This is a genomic window from Coprobacter sp., assembly GCF_982436375.1.
In genome coordinates this window covers 1-14,765 of the sequence record NZ_CEWDCG010000061.1, presented here as the reverse complement: position 1 = coordinate 14,765, position 14,765 = coordinate 1, and the positions used below count along the sequence as shown (strand labels likewise).

Here is a 14,765-nt window from a genome sequence, read left to right as displayed (position 1 = left end):
GGCTATCTTTTTTATTTGCTATTTTGTGTGTAGTATTTTTTATTCATTTTTTTCTCTTTTTTACAAAAATAGCTTTTTCCATTGCCTTTTTCAAATATACTTCACATATTTGTAGCCCCCCGATATAGTTAAACATGAATCCTCTATAAGAGAGTGTAATCCGTAAATAACCGGATTCCGGAAACTATACCGGTGGGGGCACTCTTTTATAGGGGATTCGCCATTCTAATACCGAACGTTATGGTTATATTCTTTATTATTTGTATAGGTTTTATTATTGTGTATGCAATAATTATAAATAGGCGGAATGATGTTAAAAAACAAAATAGTTTGAAAAAACGTCAGGATGCATATGAATATTTTGAGAAACAAAGAAAAGAAAATCCTGAATCTCAGACGGCTAAAGAATGTATTGAATGTCAAGTTGCAGGAACTTTTTATCGCACTCCGAAAGAGAAAAAAAGAGTTGAATTTTTAGGATATAAAGAAAATTTATATTTAGAGCCTGAACCGGAAAATCCGTATGATAATAATGCTATCAAGATAGAAACTTATGACGGATTTCATATCGGATATATTCCTTCTTATTTATGTGAAGATGTTTTGGCTTTTATTGAAAAATATCCAGACTACAAAGTAACCGTTGAAGAAGTGAGAGAAGGGTCTTCATCTCCGTTTATTGATATAAAAATTACATATTGAATTTGTTGTTTTCAAATATATTTCTCATATTTGCAGTAGCTAAAACATCATCGTGAATCGATGCCGTAGAGCAGCGGTTAATTGCTCGAATTTATTGCGGGCTTTTTTTATGCCCATGTTATAGCTATACGGCTGCATTTCCTATATTATATTTACTGCTCCGGCAGCGACTATGATGATGTTTTAGCGAACGGGAAATGGCAGCCGTTTTTCTGCCTAAACGCTAAAACATCATCATAGTATGAAAAAAACAAGAACACTGACCGTTAGCGATCTGCTGGCGACACTCCCCAAGAGTGCCCGTATATTGGGCTTTAAAAATTTATCTAATTCTTTCCTTGTTTATTTCAAATATGTTTCTCATATTTGCAGTGCTGTACATTTGATAAGGGCGAGAAGGCTCGCCATATTTGCTGCGGGCATTTTTTATGCCTATGGCTTTCGATATAGTTCCGTCCCGTGTGGAGTGTTAATGCACCCACTGCCCTTATCAGGTGTACAGCAACGGGGAGCGGAACTTTTTTTTGTTTCTTTCCCGTCATGTAATCAATTTATTGTTTCATTTTAAAATGCTGTGTAGAAATGGAAAAAACAAGAACATTGACCGTCAGCGATCTGCTGGCGACACTCCCCAAGAGCACCCGTATACTGGGCTTTAAGTTTCACCGTCAAGACGGACTGTTATCGGGCAAGGTGGAGGCGTGCCTTCACGGGCGATTCGAGACCTTTATCATCAGGGAAGGAGGCCGGTCATGAAAGAATCTGTAAATGTCGGAAGCCTCGGCTTCACCCCTGAGATGATGGCCGTCATCAAGGAATGGCGCGAGCACGGAACGCTCGCCGATCTGGACTGCATCTGCGAACAGATACTGCTCAATTGGGAAGGTATAGACGATTACTTAGATGTCAAGGCTACGCTGATGCTGTTATCGTCCCTGAAGAGACAACTGAAACCGTTCTTAACGTCAGAAACAGAGAAGCCATGAAAAAGGAAATGAGCGATTATAAGCAGGCGATCACAGAGCGCTATGTGCCTGCGAGGACGGTTGAAGAGTCGACGCACCGGCTATCGACCGAAGAGATTTGTGCAGCGATAAATAAGATCAATCCGGGAGTGGATATTTCGGCCTCCGAAGTTTATGATCTGATGAAGTCCGCCGGCTTCCGATTCGTAGCCGTTCCCGGTACAATCGGATTGCAATTCAAATGGATATTGATTGAGAAATAAATCGAAAGAGATTTTTATACTTCAGTTACTGTCATTATGGCGGTAACTGAAGTCAATGGTAAGCCAATTCCCGTCCTTTTCCATACCGGTTGCGAATCTTAATTTCACCGGAAAAAAGAGATGGTAACCGAAGAGATGATCAAAAAAGAGTTTATACACCGGACAGTGAGCCGGGATATAAGACGGATATATGCGACACAACAAGAAGAGATTTCTAAAGTTTTGCACGGGGAAAAAGAAGACGCCATAGTCTCATTCTTATCCTCGCAGTCGGGGCGGATAGTCACATCGGGAGGTATGCAACCTGTGTTTTATATGAGCACATTGGTAGGAATACGGTTTCTCGACATTTATTATAGCCGGAACGGAAAAGGTTCTTTTAAAAAGTTGAAAATTTATAACCGGGCAGTATGGGGCATATTGTATAAAGAGACCTTGCCCACTTTGAAATACGGACTGTCCGAGAATATAAAACAGAGCATACGGGAAGACTTGAATGAATCATCACCCAAGAATTTGGATTAATATATTATATTTATTACATTTGTTAATATAAAATTATAACAATGTGGTTCTGCATCAATTTTATATTGTCTTTGATTTTCGTTCCCCTTTATACTAAAGGGTGGCCAATGGAAATGAAAGTAGCAACGTTTATAATTTCTTTAGGTGTGTCTCCTCTCTTGGGGATTCCCTTAATGAAAATGGGATATAAATGAAGCGTGGTATTGAACGATAAAAAATTAGAACTATGGGATTACTTTGGCTACTTTTCAATTTGCTCTGTGTTTGGCTGTTTACCGGCAAGTGGGAACTGCTTGACCGAATGCTTGCATTTGCATTCTCGATTTTTCTTACACCGATTATCGGAATACCTTTAGCAAAAAAACTATGTAGCTATCTCTGGCCTTAACCCGTTATCAATAAAAAATTAGAACTATGATATTACTTTGGATACTTTTCAATTTGCTCTGCGTCTGGCTGTTTACCGGCAAGTGGGAAAAATTTGACCGGGTATTCGCATTTGGGTTATCTTGCCTTGTCACTCCGATTATTGGAATACCCTTAACGAAAATTTTGAGCCGTTTTTGGCATTAACCCGTTATCAATAAAAAATTACAACTATGGAATTACTTTGGCTACTTTTCAATTAGCTCTGTGTTTGGCTGTTTACCGGCAAGTGGGAAAAATTTGACCGGGTATTCGCATTCTTGTTATCGTTTTTTCTTACCCCGATTATCGGAATACCCTTAACGAAATTCTTACTTCATTCCTTATAAGACCGACCTGTCCTTTACATCCCCGGTAACCATGGGTACTTTTACCGTAAAAAAGTACCTGTATGGCATCACGACTGACAGAAGACCAGATCAAATGGATACTCACCCTCGACGCCTCGGCGGCCGAGAAGGAGATAAACAGCCTGATAAAAGTAAACAAGGAGTTGCAGGAGGCGAACAAGGGCGTACAGAAAGAGATGCGCCAGTTGGAAGCCGCCGGAAAGAAGGAATCGGACGAATACCGCAACCTGAACGGCGTACTCCGTGAGAACAACAATACCCTGAAGGCGAACCGGGAACAGATAAAACGGCTCGAGAACCAGATGGGACTCGCCAACCTCTCCATGTCGCAGCTCCGAAGGCGGGCGCAGGACTTGGAGAGCCAGATGAACCGCACCTCACGCAACCTGCATCCCGAAGAGTGGAACAAGCTGCAAAAAGAACTTACCGAGACCCGCTCCAAAATGGACGAACTCAAAAAGGCGGGTAAACAGGCGGAGAAATCATTGGGAGGTACCATATTAAATAAAGGGATGTGGGCAACTCTTGCAGGAAATGTACTTACACAAGTTACAAATTGGCTTTGGAGCATGGTTTCCGGCATGAAAGACCTCGTTGCCGAGGGCGTCAATATGGCGGCGGCCGCCGACGGGGTGACCCGTGCGTTCGAGGCGTTGGACCGTCCCGATCTGCTCGATAACCTGCGCAAGGCGACCAAGGGGACGGTAAACGATCTTGAACTGATGAAAGCCGCTAATATGGCGAAAGACTTCAGAATACCGTTGGAAGATCTCGGCAAGTATCTCGAATTTGCCCAGCTCAAGGCGCAGCAGACCGGACAGTCGGTCGAGTATATGACCAACTCCATCGTTACCGGTCTGGGGCGGAAGTCGGTGCTGATACTCGACAACCTCGGATTGTCGGCCGCCGAGATAAACGAGCAGATGGCAAAGACGGGCGACTTCATGTCCGCAGTCGCCTCTATCGTGGATAAGCAGCTCGCCGAGGCGGGCGGGAGCTATATATCGGAGGCCGATAAAATGGCTCAACGTACGGTGAAGCTGCAGAACGCCCAGATGAAATTGGGAGAAACCCTTCTTCCTCTCAAACAAAACCTTGATGCGACTTTCGGCTCGTTCAAAACAGGTATTCTGGAAGCTACCGGCTGGGTAGTGAAGAACCGGGCGGCGATCGGTGAATTGATCGCTGTCATCGGAGCATATATAGCGATAAAGAAAACCTTGATTGCCGTCAATACCCAATCTATGGTGGTAAGCAAAAAAGAGATGGCTCTGCAAGCATTGGAAGAAGTTCAAGTACGTGCCTCCATTGCCGCCGAATATGCCTTGGCTGCCGCTAAAGCGTTGTTGACCGGAAATATCAAGAAAGCGACAACAGCCATGAGAAGTTTTCTACTGACATTGGGATTGAATCCGATTACGGCTATAACGATGGCTGTCACAGCTGCTACCTATGGGATATATAAGCTCTGTACAAGGACAAACGAGGCAAAGGCGGCCATGAACGATTTTACCTCCGAAATGCTTACTGAGAAAAGAGAACTTGACAAGCTGTTCAACGCACTGAAGAATGCGGCCGATAAAACCAAGGAAAAGAAAGATATCATCGATGTAATCAACAAACAATACAAAGACTATTTGCCCAACCTGCTCACAGAACATTCCACCTTGGAAGAGATAAAAACGGCATACGACCTTATAAACCGGAAGCTGAGAGAGAATATCGCCTTGAAGACATTGAACGAAAAGGCAAACGACATCGAGAGCAAATCTTTGGAGAATAAAACCAAACAGATAAATGATATACGTGATGAATTGTCGGCTATGCCCGATTTCCAACGGGAAGAGGTAATCAATTATATCGTACGGCTTGGTGATCAGTATGTAGCCGAAGGTAAAAGGGTGGAAAACGCATGGTCTGATGTCATAAGAAATGTGTTGAAAAAGTATTTTCCTAAATCGTCCGCACCTTTAGGGCTTAGCGGAGAGATACAAGATTATGTGCAGGAGGTATATGCCGCAGCCGAGGAAATACAGAAAATAAAAAATGAGTTGTCGCCTTTCCTTCCTAAAGAATCGGCAGAGTCCGGAAGTGGAGACAGTGGTACTGTTCTTGAGAAGGAAAGTAAATCTCTCGTTCAGATACAGAAGGATCTGTTGGAACTTGCCCAGAAGATGCCGGAGACTACCGAAGCGGAAATCGCGGCCAAGAACAGAAAAATAGCGTCTATCAATAAGGAGATACAACGGCTTCAGAGTCTGGGTGTGGAGCAGAAGAAAGCCTCGAAATCTCCCGACTCCATGTCGGCAGATGTATCGGCCAATGACAATGCGTACAAGGCACGCCTCTTGTCTATCAAACAGAACCGGGAAAAGGAAAATCTCACGGACGAAGAGTATAACCTGCAAAACCTCAAGGCCGAACGGGAGTTCCTTGACGAGAAACTGAAAATCCTCAAGGAGTATTACCAAAGGGAGAAAGATACGAAAAAAAAAGATTCGATCGCCGGGCAAATATCGGATACGGAATCGAAGGGTATTGACATCGATAACCGGATAGACCGGGCGGAAATTGATAATGTAAAGGCGAAATGGGCCGACCGGATGGCGCAGGAAGAGGAGGGCTATCGTCAGCTGAAACTGCAATTTACCAAACAACTGGCCGACCAGAAGATAACGAAAGAACAGTATGACGTCGTTATATTGGCCTTGGAAGAGGAAGAGTTAAAAACCCGTCTGACCTTGCAAAAGGAGTATCTCAACGAATTGACCAATCTTGAGGTGCAGAACGGGAGGCTGAAAGTGGAGACTGTGAGAGAGGCGAGTAATGAGGTGCTGAAAACCGAACAGCAGGTAGAAGACAAGCGTGCCGAACAGGTAATAAAAATGTCTTCTCTGCTGAAGGACTTCAAAGACCAGTTTAACCTGACCAACCAGGAAAACGAGACCGACACGCAATTGAAGTTTCTTGAATCGGTCTATAAAGCCCGCAAGGCTGAAGCCCAAAAGCAAGGTCTCGACACGACAGAGTTAGATGCCGCATACGAACAGGCCAAGACGAATATTTTGCTCAAGGGGGAACAGGAACGGGCGAATATCCGCCAACAGTACGGGATATTTTCGATGCAGGAAGAATACCAGTTACAAATGGATATGCTTGAGCAGCAATATGCTCAAGGACTGTTAAAAGAAGAAGAGTATCAGCAGGCTAAAACCCAGCTTCAGGTACAGCGGGCTAAAGGGTATTTCGATACTTATTCGGGTCTGGCAAGCAATGCTGTTGAAGCCATGCAGCAGGCAGAACTTGACCAGATAGACGCCAAATATGATGTTGCCATAGAAGCCGCACAAGGAAATGCGGAAGAAGTGGAGCGCCTCGAGAACGAGAAAGCCCAGAAAAAGTTAGATGTACAGAAAAAATATGCGGATGTAAATTTTGCAATTAAAATCTCTCAGATTATAGCAGATACGGCTGTTGCCATAATGCAGGCATACGCACAATTGGGTCCTATCGGGGGGAGTATTGCTGCTGCGTTTATAGCTGCGACCGGTGCGGCACAGATTATCTCGGCGAAAGCAGAGCGGGATAAAGTGAAAAATATGAAGCTTAACACTTCATCATCATCATCATCATCTTCTTCTTCTTCTTCTTTTTATGGGGAAAGGGTAGTGACGGGGAGAGAAAGCGGAGGGTATATCGATGTGAAGCGTGAGCAGGATGGAAAGAGATATAAGGCAGTTTTGAATCCTAAACGCCGGGGATATATCGGTTCTCCTACCGTTATCGTAGGTGACGGGCCGGTCGGTAAGAGCCGGGAGTGGGTAGCGTCGAATGATGCCGTATCGAATCCAACGATCCGCCCTTTGCTCGATATGATAGACAGTGCCCAAAGGAGCGGAACCGTGCGTACCGTCGATATGAATCTGTTGATGCGTCAGCGTATGGCAGGGTTTGAAAACGGCGGATTTATCGGCTCTGCCGCCCGACAGAATCCGGATTATACATACGGCGGCAAACGGCAATCGGACGATCTGTCGGCGATAATATCGGAAACGAGAGATCTGCTGCTTTATCTGAAATCGAACGGGATAGAGGCACGCTCATTCTGGAGCTTGACCGAGTTTGATAAGATACAGAAAAGAAGAGAGGTATCGGAAAAACCTTTTACCCGAAAATACTAAAAACGTTTCTTATGCAAATTATTAAAAACGGGGAGATACTCGACCTGAAAGAAAAGCAAATCGAGATCGATAACACTTCTCCCATATTCAACATGAAAGGGACACAATCTGTCTCAATAAATTTTCCGAAAACACCCAAGAACCTTCGGTTGTTCGGTTTCCCGAACCGTTTGGATAGGTACAATAAAGTAAGCGGAGATGAACAAGTCGAAGTAAGAGACGGTGTTTTGATAAAATCAGGTATAATGAATGTGACTGCCGTAGGGGAAAACATAGAAGCGAATATCGGATTCGGAGAGAGTGAAGCGTATTCGAAAATGAATAAAACTAAGCTGGCGGATATGACCGGATTGCCGGTCTTTTATCCACCTTTACCCTCTACGGGTATATCGTATATATTAGGTATGCTGGAAGGAATTTTAATCGACCGTTCCAAGTTCGATGAATCGGATTTCGGGATTTTTCCGGTCGTTACTTCTTTTGAAAAAGACGGGGATACCGGAATACGGAAGAATCTTATGATCTTGAATGAGTTGGATACGAGTCAAACAAAATTTAAAGGAAATGACGATAGATTTATATCGGTTAAAGTCGATTCGGAATATAAGGATATAAAAGTCCCTATAGGTTACGGGATATCTCCATTCCTAAAATTGCATGTATTGTTGCAGTTGATTTGGAAATATTTGGGATTTAATTTAATAGAGAATCCTTTCCGGGAAGATTTTCAACTTAGCAGTATCTGCGTGCTGAACAATACATGGGACACTATCGTTGCCGGTGAGATTCGCTATTCTGATCTGATGCCCGACTGTACGATTGAGGATATTTTGTCTATGGTTTGGGGAAAATTCGGGGCCGTGTATTTTGTCGATTCGAATACAAAGAATGTACGGATAAAATTGATCAAGGATATTCTTCAATCTCCAGAGTCGAAAGATTATTCGCTCTTCAAGTCGGGAAATCCTGAAATCGGTGTTTCTAAGGGAAAACAGTTGAAGTTCGGGTGCAACAAAACGGGAGATCTTACTGAGACAAGTAAAAAAACTTATAGTGAGTTTCTAAAGAGCCGCAATGGTATAATAACTTCTTTGTCTGTTTGGGATTTGTTTAATCCGTCGGTGCCGGCCTATAAATATAACAATGTTTGTATAAAAGAAACCGGAGAGTTCTATTCTAAGTCTCCTTTTGATACCTATAAGCGGATATCTTCTCCTTTTTTTGATTGGGATCTTGGGATTGAGAATTTGGAATATGAAGAAATAAAAAGTCCAGATAACGCTTTGCCTATTTTATCCGCAATAACTCAATATAATCCGGCCCCTTATTTGGATGCTGGGGAATTGAACTTGAATACGTCGTTGCATGTTAGTGCGGATAAGAAAACAGAATCGGAAAGTGAGGAGAGAGCACCTTTGTCTATCTGTTTTGCGTTGCATAATGGCGGCTCTTGTTTCGGCTCTATTTTCAGTTTCGAACCCCGAAGCGGAAACCGAGTAAATATCAATGGAAATGAGTTCTCGTTAGATCTTGTCTATCAGGGTAGTTCGGGATTGGTTATGAATTTTTTTCGTGATTATATGGATTTCATGAGGCATGCCAACCAAGAGATAACACAGCCGTTGATTCTTCCTAAAATAACCTTATATAATTTGGATTTCAGCCGGAAACTGTTGATCGATGGGCAATCTTTTCTTCCGGAAAGCTTTACCCAGATTGTCGGAAAAGGTGGGGATAGCGATATCAACATGAAACTTCGGAGTCTTACCTTACTTCAACCATACGATTCCAATGAGTATGAGCCTGTTGACCCGATTCCGCAACTCTATTACTGGGATTCGATAGAATATATTGCGGATGCTCTTGAAGATTATATATCAAACGAAGATAATTTTCCGGAATCAGCAAAAGACATCAGGGTAGAGCATTATGAGATAGTTACAGAACCTGGAGCTGATGACTTTGATTATCTTAATGCACCTACTGAGGCTGATTATGAAAATGGTGTAGAAATTTTGAAAAAGTATAAACTGCATGCATACTTTGTTTGGAACGGACCTTTTTATCGGGATAATATAATAGATTATTATGCCGGTGTTTATGTCTCGCTTATCTGATGTCCTTTAAGATATGTGATCCGCTATTTTATTTTGTGATAAAAACCGTTGAATATGAAAGTTAGCGTACCGAATATTATTAACTGTTCCAGACTGTTACCGGCATTCCGGGCATTGCCCGGAAATGCGGATAAGGGAGCAGAAGACCTGTACCGGTTCTTAACAACTCCTTCCGGGGAAAGAGATGCTTTTCTAAAGCGGAACGTCCGTTGTTCTTTTCAGTATCAAAATAATATAACGATTCCTGTATATGACCCAAGTTGAAGTAACAGTTCCGGCTTATGCGCTGGTCAATAATCCGATTCCGGTATCGATTAACTTGCCCGGAGGAGGTGCTCGTATCCGTATGCAAGTTATATATGGAGAAGAAGTGATATATGAATCGGTATATAATATTCTTAAAAGTATAAAGATTGATATTTCGGATATTCTTCAAACCATCGTATCGGTTAAAGACCGGGACATGACCGAAATTTCTTTTTGTGATGATTCGGAACAGCAATGTGAATATGAGATAAAATTGACGGAATTATTCGACGGTGAGACGGAACTGTTTTCAGGTAAGTATATTGCTGTTTGGGGAGGTGTCAGCAAATTCTTTTCCCGGAATACTCCTATTGATAATTATATTGAATATAAACTGTCGGGTAATGCGGCTCTGACGACACGGACAAACGGGAAAATCATAGTGTGGCGCGAAACCGAGATTGTCCCTTTGAAAATATTAGGATCTCCTGATTTGCAGATACATATAGCCAGTCCGACCAATCATGTTTATGCATGTCCGATCGTACAGAGTTCGAAAAAATTGGCAATTTATACTCTCAATATACCGGAAATAAGAAAGAAGTTTTTTTCAGATTTTGATGAACTGCCGGCGTATTTGTCGTTCTTATTTAATGGAGTATTGAGTTTTATTTTGGTTTTCACTCCGGGGGTCGTGTCGGCAAACCGGTATTTATTGCGTTTTCGTAATTCTTTCGGATGTTATGAGCAACTCGAAGTGACCGGGAAAGCGGAACTTTCTACTCAGTTCGATTCGGAGGAGAGTTTTGAATATTCCTATTGGGATCAGGATGTAATGGATTATGCAGCTTCGAACCAGAGAAAACAAGGAATGGTATTGATCACCGCTGAAACGGGATTTAAAGATCGTGACGAGCTGATGTTCTTACGGGACATGCTCGCCTCGGACGATATTTATTTGATCGATTCGTCCGGACTGAAGTCCAAGGTGCTTGTCTCATCAGAAGATTTCAAGATTCCTGCCGTAATTGAAGAGCCGGTATCGGTGCCGCTTAAAATCAAGTTTGCCGATATGGAGCAATCTTATTCCCCGAATCCGGATGACGGGATTTTGGAAACTTATCCCGGTGAGTGGTTTTTGGCCCGTGGTCGGATAAATGCTGCAGGGCTGGTTTATACAAATAATACGATAAATACTATTTAAATATGGATTTGAAAAAAATACAAAGTAATGCCGGTGGTCAAACACCGAGTACCGGTCAGGAACTGGTCGATGCTTTTAATGAAAACTTTGAACTGGTTGATAAAAATAAGGCCGACAAAGACCTAACGAATGTCACGGATGAAGACTTGGTCAAGGTTCTTTATGGACCGGATTATGACAGCAGCGCCGAAGCATTCAGGGAATTTATCACGACAGTACCGGAATCGCTAAAAGTAATAAACAAGTCGGCAATAGACAATACCACATCTTCCGGCAGTTATATTGTCATCGATAAGCAAAAAACCGATAGCTCGTATTTGCTGCTGTTGGTAGATATGAGTGTAAATACGATAAACGGGAAAAAAACATATACACAGAAATTATTCGGTGACCCGTCCGGCGAAGTATCAGTAAGGGTAAAATCGGACGACTCGGCATGGAGCGAATGGGAATCCCCCTTTGTGCCCGTAGATCTGACGAATGTAGAAAAAAAAGTAATTCAGGAGAAAGCCGGCATTTATGAATCGGAATATACCGATGCAACGGATGGCATCCGCCGTTTTATAGCATTAAAGGTTTGGGACGATTCCGATAATAACCGCAGTATCGGCATCACATCGGAAGGAGAGCCGTTCATAACCTTGTTGGATCCGGAGGAAAACCCGGAACGGATACCTCTTGCCCTTTCAGACCTGTCTAACGTACCGGCAATAAAAGCGATTGATGTGTCAGAGCTCGATTTAGCTACGGATAACGGATGTATTTATTTGGTAAAAGATCCTAACTATATGTTCAACACCCGTTATATGATGACCGTTACTCGAGTCGATACTGGATCGATATTTACAGTGCAAACCCGATTATCCGTAAACGGGGTTGAGCAACGGAGTAAAGGTAATGACGGCATTTGGACGTCATGGAGTAATACTCTTAAAACAGTAACGGAGAGCTATGACGGTCTGATGCCTTCGTCGGACAAGCGGAAACTGGACTCGATCGAAATCATAGATATCGATCTCAATACCGCTGCTGGTACGGAAAAAATAACCGATGCAGATACCTCCATACCGTTTTTAGGAAACAACACATTCAATGATATAATCACGAATGTTGCAACGGGGACAAGATACCTGTTCTATTATAAATATACCGTTGAAGATACGACCTATACAGGGAATTTTGTTTTTGCGACAGAAAATGACGGAGAAACCGGTAAAATAACCTTTACCAATCCGGAATCTCTCGTCTCCATGATAATAGAGAAAATAAGACCGGATATGCCAATCCAAATAGCAGTAACATTACCATAACGATAAAACCATAACAATATGAACAATATCATGCCCTTAGACAAGAACCTCAATCCCGTACCGGTATTGCCGATAGGAACAGCCCAAGACATCACGGACGGGACACTTCCGTCAGGAGCAAGCCGTATAATCCGGATAACGGCCGTTACCGACTGCCGGCTCTGGCAATATAGAGGAGATAAAACCGGCAGCGGAGTTCTCCTTCCGTCCGGACAGACAGAATATTTTTCGGTATATGAAGGGTATTCGATAGAGATATCTGGAACAGCAAATGTAATGGGATGATGAACGGATTAGGAAACTTAGGACATTTAGGGAGGCTTGGTCACGTTTCAACCTCCGGGACGAACCATCCGGAAGTAGAGGCCTCCGGCCGAGCCTTTCCGATCTGGAACACGAAATCGGGCGACAATAAACTGATGTCCCTGTCGATACACGGACGAACGGAACAGAGTGACACACCGACCCCTGCGAATCCCGTATCTATGCGATCGGTGGGAGACACCGGGCTGTTTTTGTCAGTCATGGCAGACAAAGAAGGCAGCGACTACCAGATGTTGAACATCAAGGCTGCAATGAAAAAGGCGGGACATGACGGCATACTTCGATCTGTGAACGGCATATACGACGAAGTAGTGTATAACGGAAAAGAATGGAAACTGATACAACGGATACAGAACGATCGTATAATCACCTGCGCAGGAGTAAGTAATCATGTCGATAAAGGTTTTTGCGACTGTTATTTCTATCCGACAAAAGCTCCGATTAACGGAAGTACCCCAAACGGATTATTAAGTACACATTTCGTACAAGGTAATAACGGAGTCGGAACAATCAATCTTAATAACAATTCTCCTTATCTGGGAATATTCCGTTATCCTACAACGGTTAATATGACAAAAGAAGAAATAACAGCGTGGTTGGGCGAAAATGAAGTCTATGTAAGCTATCAATTAGCAGAACCGGCAGAATATCCGCTTGATTTACCTGTAATCTCAACTTATGATAATCAAACCTATTTCGCTACTAATGCAGCCGAAGTCAAGCCTCGCATGGTAGCCCAATGTAAAGTATCGAAAGCATTAGACTATATCCGGGAGGGTCTGATCGGCTACTATACAGGGAGAGGAAGAAGCAACGATGACGAAAACAAAAACATTCTGCCTGATCTGTCCGGCAATGGCAATGATCTTACCAACTATAACATGGCATATACAGTCGATGCAGGTTACGGAGACGGATATATTCAATATGACGGAGTAGATGATTACAGCAATGTCGGATGGACTGATATTGCCGCAAAATCTGTACTTCTTGTATGTGAAGATATTGTAAATACAAAACAATCTCCTTATTATAGCATGACATCGATGATCGGGAATGATCGATCGAATTTCGGTGGTATCAATAACGGCAAAATTTCACCTCAAAATGATTATGGATATTTTAATTCGTCTAATTTAGGAAGTGAATTATACACAAAAGATTTCTCGTTAGAAAAAGGCATTTTGAATATATACATAGGGAGGGGTGGAAGTCTTGTGAATAATCCCGAATTTGTATATAATCTATGTATCGGAGCAGGGAATTTTTATGGTACTCCAACAAGATATGGTTGTAAGATTAAAATCCGTGATTTCCTTACATATAATAGAAAGTTGACGAATGAAGAAATAGAACACAACTATAAAGTCTCATGTCAGTACAACGGAGAAGATTTTTCATTTGATCACATTAAACAAAATTTGATCGTCTCGTATAGAACTTATGACAAAACAAATGAAGATGAAGATAGGGATATATTAAAAGATCTATCCGGTAATGGACATGATATTCAGCTACATAATTTTGCTTTTAGTGAAGGAAGTGGATATGGTTTGTATGGTGATCAATTCGACACACTTAAAACACATAATAACTCTGTATCTAAAACTTATAAAAAGATTGAGGTAACGAAAGAACTAGCATCTTCTTATATCGTATACAATCAAACAGGTGTTACTTCATTGAACGGAATGAAAGTTAAAGTTTCAAATCTTCCTAAAGAAAGAACTTTAACTTATATGTATAAAGAAGCGGATGATGCTAATTCCGCAACGCGAATGAGTATCGTTGCTGACGGTATCTATGATTTGCCCGGAAGCATAAAAACTTCTGAAGGAATCCAAAGTAGAGATTATGGTTTTATGGTTGATAGAAATAATATGACCGGATTTGTTGGACTAACGATAGAATTAATCCCCGACTATCAAGGTGCATTAGTATCTGACGGTGTAGATGATTTTGGAACATGTGATAATTTCCCTGTTCTTACTAAAGAAAAAGGATATACTGTTTGTGCGATAAGAAAGTGGTTAAATATCGACTATACAAATACATCAAAAGTTTTTTTATCAAAACGTGTTTATGACGAAGGAACTAAATGGGGGGCTTTTACATTAGAAAAGATTGTAAATAATAATAATAATGATATTAT

At 42.0% G+C, this 14,765-nt stretch carries 13 protein-coding genes; all 13 read left to right on the top strand.

Annotated elements, in window-relative coordinates:
• The first annotated feature begins 330 nt into the window (after nt 1–330).
• Nucleotides 331–702: an HIRAN domain-containing protein gene (locus AC1WHX_RS05335; protein ID WP_481228948.1), complete on the top strand. Its 372-nt coding sequence runs from the start codon at nt 331–333 to the stop codon at nt 700–702.
• Nucleotides 703–943: 241 nt separating this feature from the next.
• The gene (locus tag AC1WHX_RS05330) at nt 944–1,270 is read left to right on the top strand and encodes a hypothetical protein (RefSeq protein WP_481228947.1); all 327 of its coding nucleotides are present in this window, start codon (nt 944–946) and stop codon (nt 1,268–1,270) included.
• A 184-nt stretch (nt 1,271–1,454) separates the two neighbouring features.
• On the top strand, nt 1,455–1,688 hold the full coding sequence (locus tag AC1WHX_RS05325; RefSeq protein ID WP_418236246.1) for a hypothetical protein: 234 nt from the start codon (nt 1,455–1,457) through the stop codon (nt 1,686–1,688).
• A complete protein-coding gene (locus tag AC1WHX_RS05320; RefSeq protein ID WP_195595873.1) occupies nt 1,685–1,930 on the top strand; it encodes a 5-formyltetrahydrofolate cyclo-ligase in 246 nt (81 codons plus the stop codon). The genes AC1WHX_RS05325 and AC1WHX_RS05320 overlap by 4 nt, the downstream gene beginning before the upstream one ends.
• Nucleotides 1,931–2,050: 120 nt before the next feature.
• Nucleotides 2,051–2,455 carry a hypothetical protein gene (locus tag AC1WHX_RS05315; RefSeq protein WP_418236247.1) on the top strand — a complete coding sequence of 135 codons (405 nt, stop codon included), beginning with the start codon at nt 2,051–2,053 and terminating at the stop codon, nt 2,453–2,455.
• A 226-nt stretch (nt 2,456–2,681) separates the two neighbouring features.
• Nucleotides 2,682–2,843, top strand: coding sequence for a hypothetical protein (locus AC1WHX_RS05310; RefSeq protein ID WP_195595872.1), 162 nt, complete (start codon nt 2,682–2,684; stop codon nt 2,841–2,843).
• A 429-nt stretch (nt 2,844–3,272) separates the two neighbouring features.
• Complete coding sequence (locus tag AC1WHX_RS05305; RefSeq protein WP_481228945.1) at nt 3,273–7,412, top strand: hypothetical protein; 4,140 nt, start codon at nt 3,273–3,275, stop codon at nt 7,410–7,412.
• A gap of 11 nt (nt 7,413–7,423) precedes the next feature.
• On the top strand, nt 7,424–9,529 hold the full coding sequence (locus AC1WHX_RS05300; protein ID WP_418236250.1) for a hypothetical protein: 2,106 nt from the start codon (nt 7,424–7,426) through the stop codon (nt 9,527–9,529).
• Nucleotides 9,530–9,583: 54 nt separating this feature from the next.
• Nucleotides 9,584–9,793 (top strand): hypothetical protein, encoded by a 210-nt coding sequence (locus AC1WHX_RS05295; RefSeq protein WP_418236251.1) that lies wholly within the window; start codon nt 9,584–9,586, stop codon nt 9,791–9,793.
• Entirely contained in the window at nt 9,780–10,979 is a 1,200-nt protein-coding gene (locus AC1WHX_RS05290) for a hypothetical protein (protein ID WP_481228943.1), read from the top strand. The genes AC1WHX_RS05295 and AC1WHX_RS05290 overlap by 14 nt, the downstream gene beginning before the upstream one ends.
• 2 nt (nt 10,980–10,981) lie before the next feature.
• Nucleotides 10,982–12,289: a hypothetical protein gene (locus AC1WHX_RS05285; RefSeq protein ID WP_481228942.1), complete on the top strand. Its 1,308-nt coding sequence runs from the start codon at nt 10,982–10,984 to the stop codon at nt 12,287–12,289.
• A gap of 18 nt (nt 12,290–12,307) precedes the next feature.
• Nucleotides 12,308–12,574 carry a hypothetical protein gene (locus AC1WHX_RS05280; protein WP_481228941.1) on the top strand — a complete coding sequence of 89 codons (267 nt, stop codon included), beginning with the start codon at nt 12,308–12,310 and terminating at the stop codon, nt 12,572–12,574.
• Nucleotides 12,571–14,765, top strand: a 2,195-nt coding sequence (locus AC1WHX_RS05275) for a hypothetical protein (RefSeq protein ID WP_481228939.1), incomplete at its 3' end; no start/stop codon positions are given. The genes AC1WHX_RS05280 and AC1WHX_RS05275, both read left to right, overlap by 4 nt.

What these genes read in the sequence shown, in the direction of transcription:
- AC1WHX_RS05330 (WP_481228947.1), top strand. Translation starts at nt 944, where the DNA reads ATGAAAAAAACAAGAACACTGACCGTTAGCGATCTGCTGGCGACACTC.
- AC1WHX_RS05325 (WP_418236246.1), top strand. Translation starts at nt 1,455, where the DNA reads ATGAAAGAATCTGTAAATGTCGGAAGCCTCGGCTTCACCCCTGAGATG.
- AC1WHX_RS05320 (WP_195595873.1), top strand. Translation starts at nt 1,685, where the DNA reads ATGAAAAAGGAAATGAGCGATTATAAGCAGGCGATCACAGAGCGCTAT.
- AC1WHX_RS05315 (WP_418236247.1), top strand. Translation starts at nt 2,051, where the DNA reads ATGGTAACCGAAGAGATGATCAAAAAAGAGTTTATACACCGGACAGTG.
- AC1WHX_RS05310 (WP_195595872.1), top strand. Translation starts at nt 2,682, where the DNA reads ATGGGATTACTTTGGCTACTTTTCAATTTGCTCTGTGTTTGGCTGTTT.
- AC1WHX_RS05305 (WP_481228945.1), top strand. Translation starts at nt 3,273, where the DNA reads ATGGCATCACGACTGACAGAAGACCAGATCAAATGGATACTCACCCTC.
- AC1WHX_RS05300 (WP_418236250.1), top strand. Translation starts at nt 7,424, where the DNA reads ATGCAAATTATTAAAAACGGGGAGATACTCGACCTGAAAGAAAAGCAA.
- AC1WHX_RS05295 (WP_418236251.1), top strand. Translation starts at nt 9,584, where the DNA reads ATGAAAGTTAGCGTACCGAATATTATTAACTGTTCCAGACTGTTACCG.
- AC1WHX_RS05290 (WP_481228943.1), top strand. Translation starts at nt 9,780, where the DNA reads ATGACCCAAGTTGAAGTAACAGTTCCGGCTTATGCGCTGGTCAATAAT.
- AC1WHX_RS05285 (WP_481228942.1), top strand. Translation starts at nt 10,982, where the DNA reads ATGGATTTGAAAAAAATACAAAGTAATGCCGGTGGTCAAACACCGAGT.
- AC1WHX_RS05280 (WP_481228941.1), top strand. Translation starts at nt 12,308, where the DNA reads ATGAACAATATCATGCCCTTAGACAAGAACCTCAATCCCGTACCGGTA.